This is a genomic window from Lentzea sp. NPDC036955 (genome assembly GCF_055608005.1).
In genome coordinates, this window is record NZ_JBVJRC010000006.1 from 208,619 (window position 1) to 225,634 (window position 17,016).

Consider the following 17,016-nt stretch of genomic DNA (forward strand, 5'->3'; position numbering starts at 1 on the left):
CGGGCGAGGGCCCGCTGACGAGAGGAGACGGTCGTGACCGAACGAATCGGCCTGTGGCTGAACGGTGCCAGGGGGTCGGTGGCGACGACAGCGGTCAGCGGGCTGCTCGCCCTGCGCGAGGGGCTCGTGCCGCCCACGGGCTGCGCCTCGGAACTGCTGGACGCCGACCTGCCGCCGTGGGAGGCGTTCGTGGTCGGCGGGCACGACGTCGTGGACACCCCGCTGGTCAAGCGGGTGGAGGGCCTCGTGCGCGACGGGGTGCTGCCGCACGACCTGGCGGGGTGGGTGGCGGACGGGCTGGACGCCGTGGACGCGGAGATCCGGCCCGGCCACGACCCCGCCGCGTTCGCCGGCAGCCAGGCCGAGGCCGCCCGGCGGCTGGCGGCCGACATCACCGGCTTCCGCGAACGGCACGGGCTCGCCCGCGTCGTCGTGGTGAACGTGGCGTCGACCGAACCGCCCGTGCACGTCCCGCACGAGTCGCTGGCGGAGCTGGAGGAAGCGCTCGCCGTGCCGGGGAACGCCGTGCTGCCGCCGAGCTCCCTCGTCGCCTACGCGGCGTTCCAGGCCGGGTGCGCCTTCGTGGACTTCACCCCGTCCACCGGTGTGGCGCTGCCCGCGCTGGACGAGCTGGCGCGGGCGCGGTCGCTGCCCTACGCCGGCCGTGACGGCAAGACGGGGGAGACGTTGCTGCGCGCGGCGATCGCGCCGATGTTCACCTCGCGGGCGCTGAAGGTCCTGTCCTGGACCGGCACCAACCTGCTCGGCGGCGGTGACGGTGCGACGCTGGAGGACCCGGCGCACGCCGACAGCAAGCTCGCGTCCAAGGCCAGGGGACTGGCCGCCCTGCTCGGCGCGGAGGTCACCGCGCCGTTGCACATCGACCACGTGCCCGACCTCGGTGAACGCAAGACCGCGTGGGACCACGTGTCCTTCGAGGGGTTCCTGGGCGCGCGGATGTCGTTGCAGCTCACCTGGAGCGGCCTGGACTCGTCCCTGGCCGCCCCGCTCGTGCTCGACCTCGCCCGCCTGCTCGCCGCCGCCCACGCGGCCGGCCGCAGCGGTGCGCAGGGCGCGCTCGCGTTCTTCTTCAAGGACCCGCTGGGCAGCGACGAGCACCGGCTCGCCGAACAGGCCCACGAACTGCACGAGTGGGCGCGGGGACTGGATGACCCGCGCTCGCGCCAGACCGACTGACCCACCGACCGTTCCGGTTCGCTTCCGCTGCGCGACCCTTTCCCTGCGAAGGAGCCAAGCGTGAACAGAACGTCATGGCGGCGCGTCCGCCCCCGAGGAGTCGTCCCGCTCTCCGGCACCTCCTCGGCCCGCGCGTAACCCCTCCCGGCCCGCGTTCCCCCGGCGGTGAACAGGGCCGTTCCGGCCGCCCTCTTCTGGGAGCGCTCCCAGAAGAGGGCTTCCCCTGGCGAACGCGCCCGCACACCGACCGACTCGACGCGCCGACGCCCTGACCGTCCACAGCGGACCGCGCGCTGCCCGCGCGCGAACGAGATCGAAGGTTGTCACCTGTCATGAGAAAACGATTCTCCGCGGCGTTCTCCGCCGCACTGCTGACCGTGGCCGGAGCGGTGGCCGTCACGGCCGCCTCGGTCGCCACCGCCCCACCGGCCGCCGCGCACGTCGTCAACCCGGCGGACTTCCAGCAGGTGGAACTCGCCAAGGGCGTCGCCGAGATGGGCGAGCCGATGTCGATGGCCGTGCTGCCGGACCGCTCCGTCCTGCACACCTCCCGCAACGGCACGCTGCGCCGCACCACGGCGACCGGCACCACGAGCGTGATCGCGAACATCCCCGTCTACACCCACGACGAGGAGGGGTTGCAGGGCGTCGCGGCGGACCCGAACTTCGCCACCAACCGGCAGATCTTCCTCTTCTACGCGCCACCGCTGTCGACACCGTCCGGTGACGCTCCGGCCACCGGCACGAACTTCTCGGCGTGGAACGGCGTGAACCGGCTGTCCCGCTTCACCCTCAACACCGACTTCACGGTCAACATGTCGAGCCAGGTGACCGTGCTCGACGTGCCGACCAGCCGGGGCATGTGCTGCCACGTCGGCGGTGACATGGACTTCGACGCGGCCGGCAACCTGTACCTGTCCACCGGTGACGACACCAACCCGTTCGACTCGGGCGGCTACACCCCGATCGACGAGCGCTCCGGCCGCAACCCCGTCTACGACGCGCAGCGCAGCGCCGGCAACACCAACGACCTGCGCGGCAAGGTCCTGCGGATCAAGGTGAACGCCGACGGGTCGTACTCGATCCCGGCCGGCAACCTGTTCGCGCCGGGAACGGCCCGCACCCGCCCGGAGATCTACGCGATGGGCCTGCGCAACCCGTTCCGCTTCAACGTGGACAAGGCCACCGGCACGATCTACCTCGGCGACTACGGCCCGGACGCCGGGTCGACGACGTCCACCCGCGGTCCCGCCGGTCAGGTCGAGTTCAACCGGATCACCTCGGCGGGCAACTACGGCTGGCCGTACTGCACCGGCGGCAACACCACCAACGAGACCTATGTGGACTACACGTTCCCGTCGGGTCCGTCGGGCAGCCGGTTCAACTGCGCGGCCCCGGTGAACAACTCGCCGAACAACACCGGACTGACGAACCTGCCGCCCGCGCGCGCGGCGTGGATCAAGTACGACAACTGCTCGTTCGCCGCGTTCGGCTGCGGCTCGGAGTCGCCGATGGCGGCGCCGGTGTACCGCTACGACTCGACGAACCCGTCGACGGTCAAGTTCCCGGCCTCCCTGGACGGGCACGTGTTCGCCACCGAGTTCGGCCGCCGCTGGATCAAGACGATCGACGTCAACTCCGACGGCACGCCCGGCACGGTCGGCGACTTCCCGTGGCGCGGCACGCAGGTCATGGACGCCGCGTTCGGCCCGGACGGCGCGCTCTACGTGCTCGACTACGGCACGGGCTGGGGCAGCGGTGACGCGAGCTCCGCGCTCTACCGCATCGAGTACGTGCCGTCGGGCAACCGGGCGCCGGTCGCGAAGGCGAGCGCGGACCGCTCGTCCGGTGCCGCTCCGCTGACCGTGAACTTCTCGTCCGCGGGCTCCTCCGACCCGGAGAACGGCGCGCTGACCTACTCGTGGAACTTCGGCAACGGCGCCACCTCCACGGCGGCCAACCCGAGCTACACCTTCACCGCCAACGGCCAGTACACGGTCACGCTGACGGTGACGGACCCCGCCGGGGCGACGGCCAACACCAGCGTGGTGGTCACAGTGGGCAACACCGCACCGGTCGTCACTCTGAACGCACCGCTGAACGGCAGCCTGTTCAGCTACGGCGACACCATCCCGTACACGATCACGGTCACCGACGCCGAGGACGGCACGATCGACTGCACGCGGGTCAAGCTGTCCTACATCCTCGGCCACGACAGCCACGGCCACCCGATCACGTCGAACACCGGCTGTTCGGGCACCCTGACGATCCCGGTCGACGGTGAGCACGACACGGCGGCGAACATCTACGCGGTCTTCGACGCCGAGTACACCGACAACGGCGCGAACGGCGTCCCGGCGGCGACCACGCACACCCAGCACGTGCTGCAGCCGCGCCACCGCCAGGCCGAGCACTACGCGGCGCAGTCGGGTGTCGCCCTGTACGACAAGACCCCGGCCGAGGGCGGCCGGACCGTCGGCGACGTCCACAACGGCGACTGGATCGCGTTCGACAACTACAACCTCACCGGCGCCAACCGGTTCACCGCACGGGTGTCCTCGGCCGGCGCGGGTGGCACGATCACGGTGCGCGCCGGTTCCCCGACCGGCACGGCCATCGCCACGCTGACGGCGCCGGTGACGGGCGGCTGGGAGACCTTCACCGAGGTCTCGACCGCTCTCAGCTCGGTGCCCGCGACCACCGGCAGGCTGTACCTGACCTTCACCGGCAGCGGCACGGGCTACCTGTTCGACCTGGACGCCTTCACGTTCGACACCTCCACCGGCGGCGGTGGCCGCACCGGGCCGATCACCGGCCCCGCGAGCAAGTGCGCCGACGTGACCGGCGGCAGCACCGCCGACGGCACCCGCATCCAGCTCTACACCTGCAACAACGGCACGAACCAGCGGTGGACCGTCCAGGGCACGACGCTGCGGGCGTTGTCGAAGTGCATGGACACCGCCGGCGGCGCGACCGCCGACGGCACGACCGTGCAGCTGACGACCTGCAACGGTGCCACGAGCCAGAACTGGTCCGCCGGCGCCAACGGTTCCGTGGTGAACACGAAGTCGGGCAAGTGCCTGGACGCCAACGGGGCGAGCACGGCCGACGGCACCGCGCTGATCATCTGGAACTGCCACGGCGGCACGAACCAGCGCTGGACCCTGCCGTGACGACTCCGCCGCCTGCTTCACCATCAAGGAGGATGAGATGAGGTACCAGGCACTCCGGCGGGCGCTCAGCGCGACCGCCGCGGCACTGGTCGCCGGGGCGGTCGTCACCGCGCCACCGGCGGCGGCTGCCGACGCACCGTACGACGTGCTGGTGTTCTCCAAGACCGCGGGCTTCCGGCACGACGCCATCCCCACCGGCATCCAGCTGGTCCGCGACCTGGGCGCCGGCAACAACTTCACCGTGACCGCCACCGAGGACTCCGCGGTGTTCACGACCTCGAACCTCGCGCAGTACGAGGCCGTGGTCTTCCTCAACACCACCGGGGACGTGCTCAACGCGACCCAGCAGACCGCGTTCGAGTCCTACGTCCGCGGCGGGGGCGGCTACGTCGGCGTCCACTCCGCGGCCGACACCGAGTACGACTGGCCGTTCTACGGCGAGCTGGTGGGCGCGTACTTCTCCTCGCACCCGGCGATCCAGCAGGCCACGGTCCGCACGGAGAACCGGGCGCACGCGGCCACCGCGCACCTGAGCCCGGCCTGGTCGCGCACCGACGAGTGGTACAACTACCGCAGCAACCCGCGCTCCACGGCCCGCGTGCTGTCCACTTTGGACGAGTCGACCTACTCCGGCGGGTCGATGGGCGGCGACCACCCGATCACCTGGTGCAAGACCCTGAGCGGCGGCCGGTCGTTCTACACCGGCACCGGTCACACCAGGGAGAGCTACGCCGACCCGGCGTTCCGCTCGATGGTCCTCGGCGGCATCCGCTACGCGGCGAACCGGACGAAGGCCGACTGCCGGCCCGAGACCGGGTACACCACCCTCTACAACGGCTCGACGAGCGGGTGGACGCAGGCGGGCCCCGGCGGTTTCACCAACACCAACGGCACGCTCACGTCGTACGACGGCATGGGCATGCTCTGGTACAGCGCGAAGGAGCTGCGGTCCTACTCGCTGAAGCTGGACTGGCAGGTGCCCGGTGACGACAACTCCGGTGTCGTGCTCGGGTTCCCGGCCGGCAGCACCCCGGACTCGGCGCTGACCAGCGGTTACGAAGTCCAGATCGACGCCACCGACACCGCGGACAAGACCACGGGCGCGATCTACGGGGTCAAGGGCGCGGACATCGCGGCCAGGGACGCGGCGCTGAACCCGCCGGGCGAGTGGAACACCTACGAGCTGCTCGTCGAGGGCGAACGGCTGCAGGTGTTCCTGAACGGCGTGAAGATCAACGACTTCACCAACGCCGACCCGGCCCGCTCGCTCACGTCGGGCCACATCGGCCTGCAGAACCACGGTACGGGCGACGACGTGTCGTTCCGCAACGTCCGGATCAAGGAGCTCGGCGGGACGACGCCGCGCACCGGCCGGATCACCGGTGGTTCCGGCAAGTGCGTGGACGTGGCGGGCGGCAGCAGCGCCGACGGCACCCGCATCCAGCTCTACACCTGCAACTCCAACGCCGCCCAGCAGTGGACGGTCAACGGGAACACGTTGCGCGCGTTCAACAAGTGCATGACCACCGCCGGCGGCAACGGCGCGCAGGTGCAGCTGCAGACGTGCAACGGCAGCGGCACGCAGAACTGGGCGCCGGGCGCGAACGGGTCGCTGGTGCACCAGCAGTCCGGCCGCTGCCTGGACGCCAACGGCGGCGGCTCGGCCGACGGCACGTCGCTGATCGTCTGGACCTGCCACGGCGGGACCAACCAGCGCTGGACCCTGCCGTGAGGCGGGTGAGCGCCGCGGTGGCGGCACTCGTCGTGGCGGGGACGGTGGTCGCGGCCGGTCCACCGGCGTCGGCTGCGACCATCGACACCACCGCCTGGTACGTCCTCGTCGACCGCAACAGCGGCAAGGCGCTGGACGTGTCCGGCGCCTCGGCCGCCGACGGCACGCGGATCATCCAGTGGAGCCGCACGGACGCGGCGAACCAGCAGTGGCAGTTCGTCGACTCCGGCGGCGGCTACTACCGGATCAGGTCCCGCAGCTCGGGCAAGGTCCTCGACGTGTCCGGCGCGTCGGCGGCCGACGGTGCCGCGGTCGTGCAGTGGTCCGACAACAACGGGTCCAACCAGCAGTTCCGGGCCGCGGACTCGGACGGCGGCCACGTGCGGCTGATCGCCAGGCACAGCGCCAAGGCGGTGGACGTGCGCGGCGGGTCGACCGCCGACAACGCCGACGTCGTGCAGAACACCGACACCGGTGCCGCGAGCCAGCAGTGGCAGCTCGTCAAGCTGTCCGGTGGCGGCGACCCGGGAACCGGTGGCGGCTGCGGCAAGGCACCGACCCTGCGCAACGGCACGCACACGATCCAGAGCGGCGGCAAGACCCGCAGCTTCATCCTCCGCATCCCCGACAACTACAACAACACCAACCGCTACAAGCTGATCATCGGTCTGCACTGGCGCGGCGGCACGGCCAACGACGTCGCGTCCGGTGGCAGCAGCGGTGCCGCCTGGGCCTACTACGGCCAGCAGGAGCAGTCGAACAACACCGCCGTCCTCGTCGCACCGCAGGGCCAGGGCAACGGGTGGGCGAACTCCGGCGGTGAGGACGTCACGTTCATCGACGACCTCGTCAAACGCGTCGAGGGCGACCTGTGCGTCAACCCGGCGCAGCGGTTCGCCCTCGGATTCAGCTGGGGCGGTGGCATGAGCTACGCGCTGGCCTGCGCGCGGCCGACCGCGATCCGCGCGGTCGCCGTGATCTCCGGTGGCGAGATCAGCGGGTGCAGCGGCGGCACGCAGCCCGTCGCGTACTTCGGTCTGCACGGCGTCAGCGACAACGTGCTGGGCATCGGCCAGGGCCGGTCGTTGCGCGACCGGTTCGTGCGCAACAACGGCTGTGCCGCGCAAAGCCCGCGGGAACCGGCGGTGGGCAGCCGGACGCACGTCACGACCACCTACTCGTGCCGGGCCGGGTACCCGGTGCAGTGGGCCGCCTACGACGGGGGCCACGCGCCCGCGCCGGTGGAGGGCTGCGGCTGTGACGACGGTGCACGGACGTGGACGAAGGCCGAGATCTGGAGGTTCTTCGCGCAGTTCCAGTGACAGTTCCGGTTGACAGTCGAACTGTCGAACAACGCGGTGCCAGTCGTGCCTTCCGTGGTACGACTGGCACCGTTCCACACGCCGCGCACAGCCATGACCACCCATCACTGACGAAGGAGTCGTGTGATGCGCACCTCCGTGGACCGCGAGCGCGGCCGGCACGACACGAGCCCGGCCGTGTCCAGGACCGACGGCTTCCGCACCGACAACGACGAGTGCGGCGCCCTGCTGTACGGGATGCCCGCGATGGAGAAGGTCGTCTTCGACCACCCCGGCTGCGACCCGGCCTACGAGTTCCGCATCTCCAGCCCCGGCATGACCGCCGTCGACGGCTACGGCCGGATCACCGACTACCGCACCGGCGAGGTCATCTCGACGTGGATCGACAGGTACGGCATCTGGGCCCGCCGGGCGTTCGCGTCCAGGGTGGACCGGGTGATCGTGCACGAGCTGCTGCCCGCGCCCGGCCGCACGGTCGACACCACGCTGAGCGTCGACACCGCGCTCGACGGCCTTCCCGGTGGCCTGAGCTTCACCACCAGGGCCACGGTCAGCGGCGGCTCCGGCTACCTCAACCTGCGCGGCTCGGCCCCGGTCTGCGACGGCGTCCCCGGCTGCGAGGGCGTCACGCGCGTGGTCGCGTTCGACGGCACGATCTCCGCCAGCGGCACCACGCTGGTCGTCATCGGCGCGACCCGGCTGCTGCTGCTCACCAAGCTCGACCGGTACGCGTCGCCGACGGCGTGGGTGACCCAGGCGCTGCGCACGGCGCTGGCCGGACTGGACGCGGACTACACGGCGTTGTTCGCGCGCCACCGCGACGCCACCGGTTCGGGCGGCGGTGACACGCGGCCGTGACAGCTGCACCCGTACTTTCGGTGGCGATGTGACAATTGGCTGATGGAGAGCACCCAGGGCATCGAGGCGGGTTCGCCGGCCGCTGTGCTGCGCATGCTGATGGACGGCAGGCCGCGCACCCGAGCGGAGATCGTGGCGGCGACCGGCCTGGCCCGTTCCACGGTGCGGGCGCGGCTGGACCTGCTCGTGGCCGCGGGACTGGTGACCGGCAACGGCACGGGTGAGTCCACCGGCGGGCGCCCGGCGAGCCGGTTCGGGTTCAACCCCGGTGCGCACCTCGTGCTGGCGGCGGAGGTGGGGGCCACGCACGCCACCGTGGCCGTGGCGGACCTGGCGTGCCGGCTGCTGGCCGTCGAGCAGGTGGGCCTCGACGTCGCCGACGGGCCCGCGGTGATCCTGCCGCTGCTCGTGGCGACCTGGCGGGAGCTCCTGCGGACGGTGGACCCCGCCGAGATCGCCGGTGTCGGCATCGGGCTGCCCGGACCGGTCGAGCACTCCACCGGGCGCCCGAACAACCCGCCGATCATGCCCGGCTGGGACGGCTACGACGTGCCCGCGGCGATCGAGGCGGAGTTCGGTGCCCCGGTGCTCGTCGACAACGAGGTCAACCTGATGGCGCTGGGCGAGCACGCGGCGTCCCACCCGGACGTGCAGCACATGATCGTGGTGAAGGCGGCGACCGGCATCGGTGCCGGGCTGATCAGCAACGGCGTGCTGCACCGGGGTGCGGCGGGCGCGGCGGGGGACCTCGGGCACATCCGGGTGCCGCAGGGCGGCGAGGTGCTGTGCCGGTGCGGCAACACCGAGTGCCTGGAGGCGGTCGCCGGTGGGCCCGCGCTGGCGGCGAAGCTGCGGGGACTGGGCCTGCCCGCGCACTCCACCGCCGACGTGGTGCACCTGGTGCGGTCGGGCAACCTCGAGGCCGGCCGGGTCGTGCGGCAGGCCGGCCGCGACATCGGCGAGGTGCTCGCCGGGTGCGTGAGCATGTTCAACCCCGCGCTCGTGGTGATCGGCGGGCTGCTCGCCGAGGCGGGGGAGATGCTGCTGGCCGGGGTGCGCGAGTCGATCTACCGGCGTTCGCTGCCGCTGGCCACGGAGAACCTGCGGATCGTCGCGTCGGGTGCCGGGGTGACCGCGGGTGCGCTGGGCGCGGCGGCGATGGTCGTGCGGCACGTGCTGTCGCCGGAGGTGCTGGACGCGCGGCTGGGTGCCGTCGCGGCGGGGGTCGCCGGGGTGGCCACCGCGGAGGTCCACGGCACTTTTGGCGGATAGTCGTCATAAGTTACGCCAGAAGCGACGCTCTTCTGCATTGACCCGGTCATATGTCCGGGCCTACGTTCAGGCTCATGTGGGACATTGGCGTCAGCACATGGGTTTGGACGTCGCCGCTCACCGACGACGGGTTGGCCGCCCTCGCACCGCAGGTCCGCGAGCAGGGCTTCGACGTCATCGAGCTGCCGGTCGAGCAGCCGGGTGACTGGGACCCGCACCGCGCGGCCGACCTGCTCGCCGCGCTCGGCCTGCGCGCCACCGTCTGCCTGGTCATGCCACCGGGCCGCGAGCTGGTCGCCGCGGACACCGTGCGGGAGACGCAGGACTACCTGCGGCACGTGGTCGACGTCGCGGCGGTCGTGGGCAGCCCGGTCATCGCCGGTCCCGCCTACAGCTCCGTCGGCCGCACCTGGCGGATCGACGACCGGCCGCGGGTGTACGCGGAGCTGCGCGCGAACCTGGCCCCGGTCGTCGAGCACGCCGCCGCACGTGGCGTCCGCGTCGCCGTGGAACCGCTGAACCGCTACGAGACCAGCCTGCTCAACACCGTGGACCAGGCGCTGGAGGCGCTGGCCGGGCTCCCGGACGAGGGCTGCGGACTGGCGCTCGACACCTACCACCTCAACATCGAGGAAGCGGCACCGGTGAAGGCGGTCCACGCCGCCGGGTCGCGGATCGCGCACGTCCAGGTGTGCGCCAACGACCGCGGCACACCGGGCCGCGACCACCAGGACTGGCCGGCCCTGCTGGGCGCCCTCTCCGGGGCCGGCTACCGGGGACCGCTGTGCATCGAGTCGTTCACCCCGGACAACGCCGCCATCGCGACCGCCGCCTCGATCTGGCGGCCGCTCGCCGACTCGCCCGACGCCCTCGCCGCCGAGGGGCTCGCCTTCCTGCGTTCCGCCGCCGCCGCTCTGACCTGACCGCCGACCGCCTCACCACCACGGAGGAGTGGCAATGCAACGCAGACTCACGCGATTACTGTCAGTGCTGGCCGGTGTCCTGGTGGTGATGGGGCTCGTCGTTCCGGTCACCCCCGCCCAGGCGCACGGCCTGCACGTCCTGCTGTTCTCCAAGACCGCCTCGGGCGCCTACCGGCACGACTCCATCCCCGCGGGCATCACGATGTTCGAGCAGCTGGCCGCCGAACGCGGCTGGGAGCTCACCAAGAGCGAGGACGCGTCGGTCTTCAACGACACCACGCTCGCCACGTTCAACGTCGTCGTCATGCTGCAGACCTCGGGCATGGTGTGGGACACCGCGGCACAGCGCACCGCGATGCAGAACTACATGCGCAGGGGCGGTGGTGTGGTCGCGATCCACAACGCCACCGACATGAACATCGAGGCGCAGTTCCCGTGGTGGGACCAGATGCTCGGCATGACGATGACGCAGCACTCGGCGGTCGTGTCCGGCACCGCGAAGGTCGCCGACCGCAAGCACCCGTCCGGCGCGGGTCTGCCGGACCGCTGGACGCGCACCGAGGAGTGGTACAACTTCAACCGCTCCGCGCGCGGTGACGTGCACGTGCTGGTCACCGCCGACGAGTCGACCTACGACGCGGGCTCGTCGAAGATGGGCGTCGACCACCCGATCTCCTGGTGCCGCAACTACGAGGGCGGCCGGCTGTGGGCCACCGGCATGGGCCACCAGGCGTCGAGCTACTCCGAACCCCTGTTCCGCCAGCACATCACCGGCGGCGTGGAGTCCGCGGGCGGCGTCGTCTCGGCCGACTGCGGGGCCACGGTGTGGAGCAGCTTCCAGAAGGTGCAGCTCGACAGCTCCACGATCGCGCCGAGCACCCTCGACGTCGCACCGGACGGCCGGGTGTTCTTCACCGAGTACAACGGCAACCTCAAGATCTACAAGCCGGACACCAGGACCACGGTCGTCGCGGGCACGCTCAGCGTCTACGGCGGCGGGCAGACCTCGGAGGACGGTCTCGTCGGCCTCGCGCTCGACCCGGCGTTCGCCACGAACCGGTGGGTGTACCTGAACTACTCGCCGACCGGGTCGCAGGAGATCGCGCGGATCTCCCGGTTCACGATGAACGGCGACCGGCTCGACACCTCGACCGAGAAGGTCCTGCTCACCCTGCCCGCGTCGCGGCGGGAGGAACCGGGCCACACCGGCGGCCAGCTCGCGTTCGGGCCGAACGGCAACCTCTACATCAGCGTCGGCGACGACACGAACCCCAACGGCGACTCGGCCGGCTACGCGCCGATCGACGAGCGCTCCGGCCGTTCGCTCTACGACGCGCAGGGCACCGCAGCCAACACCAACGACCTGCGCGGCAAGATCCTGCGCATCCACCCGGAGGCCGACGGCACCTACACCGTCCCGGCGGGCAACATGTTCGCGCCCGGCACGGCCAAGACCCGGCCCGAGATCTACGCGATGGGCTTCCGCAACGCGTTCCGCTTCAGCGTGCACCCCACCACGGGCGTGGTCTACGCGGCCGACTACGGCCCGGACGCGGGCTCGGACAACCCCAACCGCGGACCGGCAGGCCTGGTGGAGTGGAACGTCATCAAGTCGCCCGGCAACTACGGCTGGCCGTACTGCGTGGCGAACAACATCGCCTACAACGACTGGAACTTCGCCAACAACACCTCCGGCGCGAAGTTCAACTGCGCCGCACCGGTGAACAACTCGCCCAACAACACCGGTCTCACCACGCTGCCCGCCGCCCGTGCCGCGGACATGTGGTACGGCAACGGGGCCAACGGCAACGTGTGGCCGGAGATGGGTACCGGCGGCGAGGCGCCGATGGCGTTCCCCGCCTACCAGTACAACGCGAACAACCCGTCCACCACGAAGTTCCCGGCCTACTTCGACCAGACGCCGTTCTTCGGCGAGTGGTCGCGCAACCGGATGTGGGAGTTCCGGCTCGACTCGTCCGGAAACCTGTTGAAAATCAACAACTTCCTGTCGAACATGTCCTTCGCCTCGCCGATGGACGCGAAGTTCGGGCCGGACGGGTCGATGTACCTGCTGACCTGGGGCACCGGCTGGGACGACAACAAACCGCTGCCGGGCGCGGGTCTGTGGCGCATCGACTACACCGCCTCCGGTGAACAGAGCCCGGTCGCCCAGGCCTCCGGCACCCCGCTGTCGGGCGGCTCGCCGCTGACGGTGCGCTTCTCCAGCGCCGGATCGGCCGACCCCGGTGGTTCCGCGCTGACCTACCGCTGGGTGTTCGGCGACGGCAGCACCTCCACCGAGGCGAACCCGACGCACACCTACACCGGCCGCGGCCGGTTCACCGCCCAGCTCACCGTGACCAACGCGAAGGGCAAGACGGGCACCGCGAACGTGACCGTGACGGCGGGCAACACCGAACCGGTCGTGCGCTTCACCGGCCCAGCCGACGGCGGCATGGTCAACTTCGGTGACACCGTCCCGTACACCGTGTCGGTGACCGACGCGGAGGACGGCACGATCGACTGCTCCAGGGTGACCGTGCAGTCGAACATGGGCCACGACACGCACAAGCACCCGATCGGCTCACCGGCGACCGGCTGCACGGGAACGCTGCAGACGGGCATCGACTCCGGGCACCAGGGCCTCAACGTGCACGTCATCGGGTCCGCCGAGTACACCGACGGCGGCGCGAGCGGGGTGCCGGCGCTGACCGGCGGCGCCCAGGTCGTGTTGCAGCCCAAGCAGAAGCAGGCCGAGTTCTTCACCGGCTCGTCCGGCGTGCGGGTGGTGTCGCAGTCCGGTGCCGAGTCCGGTGCGCGGATCGGTGACATCGGCAACGGCGACTGGATCTCCTTCAACCCGGTCAACTTCACCGGCATCAACCAGGTGTCGTTCCGGGTGTCCGCGCCCTCCGGCGGTGGCGGGACCATCGAGCTGCGCTCGGGTTCCCCGACGGGCGCCCTGGTCGCGTCGGCGGCGGTGGCCAGCACCGGCGGCTGGGACAACTACGTGAACCTGCCCGCGGTGAACGTGACCGCGCCGTCCGGTTCCGTTGAGCTGTTCGCGGTGTTCCGCACGTCCTCGTCGACCAGCTTCGACCTCGACTCGATCACCTACGTCGGGCCGGGTGTCGGAACGGGCGGCGGTGGCGGTGGCGCGAAGGAGATCGTCGGCGCCTCCGGCAAGTGCGTCGACGTGAACGGCGCCAGCTCGGCCGACGGTGCCAAGGTGCAGCTGTGGACGTGCAACGGCGGCGCCAACCAGAAGTGGACGCAGAACGGCACCACGTTGCGCGCGCTGGACAAGTGCCTGGAGGTCACCGGCAACAGCCAGACCGACGGCACCGCTGTGCGGCTGTGGTCGTGCAACGGCGGGTCGGGCCAGAACTGGACCGCGCAGTCCGACGGCACGATCCGCAACGGCTCGAAGTGCCTGGACGCCAACGGGGCCGGCTCGGCGGACGGGACCCAGCTGATCATCTGGACCTGTCACGGCGGGACCAACCAGAGGTGGACCTTCCGCTAGCGGGAGGGCGGCCGGCGGCTCGCCGCCGGCCGCCCTTGTTCCCGGAGGAGGACTCGATGGTCAAAACCGTGCGGAGCCGTGCGGTCAAACCGGCCGCGCGGCCCGTTCCCGCCGCACGGCCGTTCTGGGCGGGGCTCGTGACCGCGTTCCTGCTCGGCCTGGCGGTGGCGTTCCTGGTGGGGTCGTGGACCGGCCCGGACGCGACCGAGCAGCGGATCGCGGAGCTCGAACGCGAGGAGGCCGACCGCGACGCCGCCCAGCTCGGCCCGCTGTCCGACCAGGCCCGGCAGACCCGCGACCGGCTGGCCCCGGTGCTCGCGGCGATGGCCGAGGCCCCCACCGCGGAGGCGGTGAGCGGCTGGCGGGACGTCGTGGCGGAGGTGGCCGGGACGTACGAGCAGTCGCCGTCGGCGGGCAACGGGATCAACATCGCGCGCACCGGCATGCGCACGGCGGTGCAGCAGCTGGCCGCGGCGGTGAAGACCTACGAGCTGGCGTTCGGCGGGGCCGAGGCGGACCGGCCCGCGCTGCTGGCGCTGGCGCAGGAGCAGCGGATGCTGGCGGTCCGCACGTGGTCGGTGGCGGCGGTGCAGCTCGACGTCATCAACATCGAGGCCGGGCGCGGGCACGTGCACGTGCAGCTGTCCGGCGACGGGGACACCGGCGGGCTCACGGTCGACGGTGCGCCGGAGGGGCGGTGACGGCTGACCCGGTGCGGCTGCTGGACGAGGCACGGGCGGCGGTCGAGCCGGTGCGGCGGGCGGCGGTCGACGGGCTGGGACCCGCGTTGCGACGGGTCGCCGGCTACCACATCGGGTGGTGGGACGCGGACGGCCGACCCGCGCGGGCCACGGGGAAGGCGCTGCGTCCGGCGCTGGCACTGGCGAGCGCTCGTGCGGCCGGCGGTGAGGTCTCGTCCGGGGTGGTCGCGGTGGCCACGGCGGTCGAGCTGCTGCACGACTTCTCGCTGCTGCACGACGACGTGATGGACGGCGACGAGACCCGGCGGCACCGGCCGTCGGCGTGGATGGCGTTCGGGACCACGGCCGCGATCCTCGCCGGTGACGCGTTGATCGGGCTCGCGGTGCGCCAGGTGCCGCCCGCGCTGGCCCCGGTGCTGGCCGACGTGCTGGTCGAGCTGTGCGAGGGGCAGTCGGCGGACGTGGCGGCGGAGCCGGTGTCGCCGGCGGAGTGCCTCGTCACGGCGGAACGCAAGACGGGTGCGTTGCTCGGCGCTGCCTGCCGGCTCGGTGCGGTGGCGGCCGGTGCCGACGAGACCACGGCCGAGCACTACCGCGGGTTCGGCGTGCACCTGGGTGTCGCGTTCCAGGCCGTCGACGACCTGCTCGGCATCTGGGGCGACCCCGCCAAGACCGGCAAACCGGCCCACGCCGACCTCCGCGCACGCCGCCGGTCCCTGCCCGTGGTGGCGGCGCTCGCCGAGGAGTCGCCCGCCGCCCGCCGGCTGGCGCGGTGCTACGCCGGGCAGCCGGCCGATCCCGAGGAGATCGCGCACCTCGTCGCCGAGGCGGGTGGCCGGGCCTGGACCGAGGCCGAGGCGGACCGGCGGGTGCGGCTCGCGTTCGACTGCCTGCGGCAGGCCTGCCCGACCTCCGCCGGCGCGGCGGAGCTGCGCGCGTTGGCGGGGCTCGTCGTGGCCAGGGACCGGTGAGGCCACCCGCCGCAAGCGTCAGCCCAGCTGCTGGTCCACGACGGCGGGGGACAGGACGTGGTGGATGACCATGGCCGCCGCACCGAGCACACCGGCCACCTCGCCGGCCCGTGACGGCACGATCCGCAGGTTCTCCGTGGCCAGCGGCAGCGAGCGCCGGTAGACCGCCTCCCGCACCCCGGCCAGCAGCATCTCACCGGCCGCGGCGAGGTCTCCGCCGACCACGATGAGCGAGGGGTTGACCATGCTGACGCACGCGGCGAGCACCTCGCCGATGGTGCGGCCGGCCTGCCGGATCGCCTGGCCCGCCTCGACGTTGCCCGCGCGGACCAGTGCGACCACGTCGGCGCTCGTGTGCGCCTCGACGCCCCTGGAGCGCAGCCGGGCCGCGACCGCGGAGCCGCTCGCGACGGCCTCCAGGCAGCCGGAGTTGCCGCAGCCGCAGTCGGCGCCGTCGCCGTCGGGCACCCGGATGTGGCCGAGGTCCCCCGCCGCGCCGGCCGCGCCGCGGTGCAGGACGCCGTTGCTGATGAAGCCGGAGCCGATGCCGGTCGCGACCTTAACGACGATCATGTGGTCGGTGCCGGGGAACGAGTGCGCGTGCTCGCCCAGCGCCATCAGGTTGACCTCGTTGTCCACCAGCACCGGCACGCCGAACTCGGCGCGCAGGTGGCCGGGCACGTCGAAGCCGTTCCAGGCCGGCATGATCGGCGGGTGGTTCGGGCGGCCGGACGAGTGCTCGACCGGGCCGGGCAGGCCGATGCCGACACCGGCCAGCGACACCGCGGACAGCCCCGCGTCGCGCACCATCTCCCGCCACGTCCCGGCCAGCGCCGCCAGGACGCGCTCCGGGCCGGTCGCGACGTCCAGGGCGAGGCGCCGGGAGGCCAGCAGCCCGCCCACGAGGTCGGTGACGGCGATCGTGGCGTGGCTGGCACCGACGTCGGCGGCCAGCACCGTGCGCGCGCCCGCGTTGAACGCGAACCGCCCGGCCGGACGGCCGCCGGTCGCCACCGTGATCACGCGGTCGGTGAGGAATCCCGCTCCCTGCAGGGCGTCGAGCCGGGTCCGGACCGCGGCGCGGGTCAGGCCCGTCTGGGTGGCCAGCTCGGCGCGGGTGCGTGGCACTCCGTCGAGCAGCAGCCGCAGCAGCTGTCCAGGCGATGCTGCGGGGGCCCAAGGTACGTCCGGCACCGGATCAGTGAACCAAATAGACCGAGTAATGGCGATATTCATCCCGAAGACATGTGTCCTTTGGCAGAGAAGCGCCAACTTTTGATTGACAGTCGCCAATAGTCCACTCTACGTTCGCCTCATGACTGTGACCCGCGTAACACCGGG

The 17,016-nt window shown here is 71.8% G+C and carries 11 protein-coding genes; 10 read left to right on the forward strand and 1 reads right to left on the reverse strand.

What is annotated here, in order from left to right; translation table 11 throughout:
- The first annotated feature begins 33 nt into the window (after window positions 1-33).
- From ACZ7CF_RS21715 to ACZ7CF_RS21760, 10 genes are all read left to right on the forward strand, one after another.
- Window positions 34-1,197, forward strand: a complete 1,164-nt coding sequence (locus tag ACZ7CF_RS21715; protein WP_470370394.1) for an inositol-3-phosphate synthase — start codon at window positions 34-36, stop codon at window positions 1,195-1,197.
- Between the two features lie 332 nt (window positions 1,198-1,529).
- Window positions 1,530-4,370: a PQQ-dependent sugar dehydrogenase gene (locus tag ACZ7CF_RS21720; RefSeq protein ID WP_470370395.1), complete on the forward strand. Its 2,841-nt coding sequence runs from the start codon at window positions 1,530-1,532 to the stop codon at window positions 4,368-4,370.
- A 37-nt stretch (window positions 4,371-4,407) separates the two neighbouring features.
- Window positions 4,408-6,102, forward strand: a complete 1,695-nt coding sequence (locus ACZ7CF_RS21725; RefSeq protein ID WP_470370396.1) for a ThuA domain-containing protein — start codon at window positions 4,408-4,410, stop codon at window positions 6,100-6,102.
- A gap of 5 nt (window positions 6,103-6,107) precedes the next feature.
- Window positions 6,108-7,424 (forward strand): RICIN domain-containing protein, encoded by a 1,317-nt coding sequence (locus ACZ7CF_RS21730; RefSeq protein WP_360389585.1) that lies wholly within the window; start codon window positions 6,108-6,110, stop codon window positions 7,422-7,424.
- Between the two features lie 126 nt (window positions 7,425-7,550).
- Window positions 7,551-8,282: a glycoside hydrolase N-terminal domain-containing protein gene (locus ACZ7CF_RS21735; RefSeq protein WP_470370397.1), complete on the forward strand. Its 732-nt coding sequence runs from the start codon at window positions 7,551-7,553 to the stop codon at window positions 8,280-8,282.
- Between the two features lie 42 nt (window positions 8,283-8,324).
- Entirely contained in the window at window positions 8,325-9,554 is a 1,230-nt protein-coding gene (locus ACZ7CF_RS21740; protein ID WP_360389579.1) for an ROK family transcriptional regulator, read from the forward strand.
- 74 nt (window positions 9,555-9,628) lie between these two features.
- On the forward strand, window positions 9,629-10,477 hold the full coding sequence (locus tag ACZ7CF_RS21745) for a sugar phosphate isomerase/epimerase family protein (RefSeq protein ID WP_470370398.1): 849 nt from the start codon (window positions 9,629-9,631) through the stop codon (window positions 10,475-10,477).
- 88 nt (window positions 10,478-10,565) lie between these two features.
- Window positions 10,566-14,003 (forward strand): ThuA domain-containing protein, encoded by a 3,438-nt coding sequence (locus ACZ7CF_RS21750; RefSeq protein WP_470370399.1) that lies wholly within the window; start codon window positions 10,566-10,568, stop codon window positions 14,001-14,003.
- 56 nt (window positions 14,004-14,059) lie between these two features.
- Window positions 14,060-14,704, forward strand: coding sequence for a hypothetical protein (locus ACZ7CF_RS21755; RefSeq protein ID WP_470370400.1), 645 nt, complete (start codon window positions 14,060-14,062; stop codon window positions 14,702-14,704).
- Complete coding sequence (locus ACZ7CF_RS21760) at window positions 14,701-15,675, forward strand: polyprenyl synthetase family protein (RefSeq protein WP_470370401.1); 975 nt, start codon at window positions 14,701-14,703, stop codon at window positions 15,673-15,675. Before ACZ7CF_RS21755 ends, ACZ7CF_RS21760 begins: the two co-directional genes overlap by 4 nt.
- A gap of 18 nt (window positions 15,676-15,693) precedes the next feature.
- On the opposite strand, the gene ACZ7CF_RS21765 is transcribed toward ACZ7CF_RS21760, so the two are convergent.
- Window positions 15,694-16,869, reverse strand: coding sequence for an ROK family transcriptional regulator (locus tag ACZ7CF_RS21765; RefSeq protein ID WP_360389565.1), 1,176 nt, complete (start codon window positions 16,867-16,869; stop codon window positions 15,694-15,696).
- Window positions 16,870-17,016: the final 147 nt, after the last annotated feature.

Bases quoted from the DNA above. Each gene is read 5' to 3' on its own strand.
- ACZ7CF_RS21720 (WP_470370395.1), top strand. From the start codon at position 1,530: ATGAGAAAACGATTCTCCGCGGCGTTCTCCGCCGCACTGCTGACCGTG.
- ACZ7CF_RS21725 (WP_470370396.1), top strand. From the start codon at position 4,408: ATGAGGTACCAGGCACTCCGGCGGGCGCTCAGCGCGACCGCCGCGGCA.
- ACZ7CF_RS21735 (WP_470370397.1), top strand. From the start codon at position 7,551: ATGCGCACCTCCGTGGACCGCGAGCGCGGCCGGCACGACACGAGCCCG.
- ACZ7CF_RS21740 (WP_360389579.1), top strand. From the start codon at position 8,325: ATGGAGAGCACCCAGGGCATCGAGGCGGGTTCGCCGGCCGCTGTGCTG.
- ACZ7CF_RS21745 (WP_470370398.1), top strand. From the start codon at position 9,629: ATGTGGGACATTGGCGTCAGCACATGGGTTTGGACGTCGCCGCTCACC.
- ACZ7CF_RS21750 (WP_470370399.1), top strand. From the start codon at position 10,566: ATGGGGCTCGTCGTTCCGGTCACCCCCGCCCAGGCGCACGGCCTGCAC.
- ACZ7CF_RS21755 (WP_470370400.1), top strand. From the start codon at position 14,060: ATGGTCAAAACCGTGCGGAGCCGTGCGGTCAAACCGGCCGCGCGGCCC.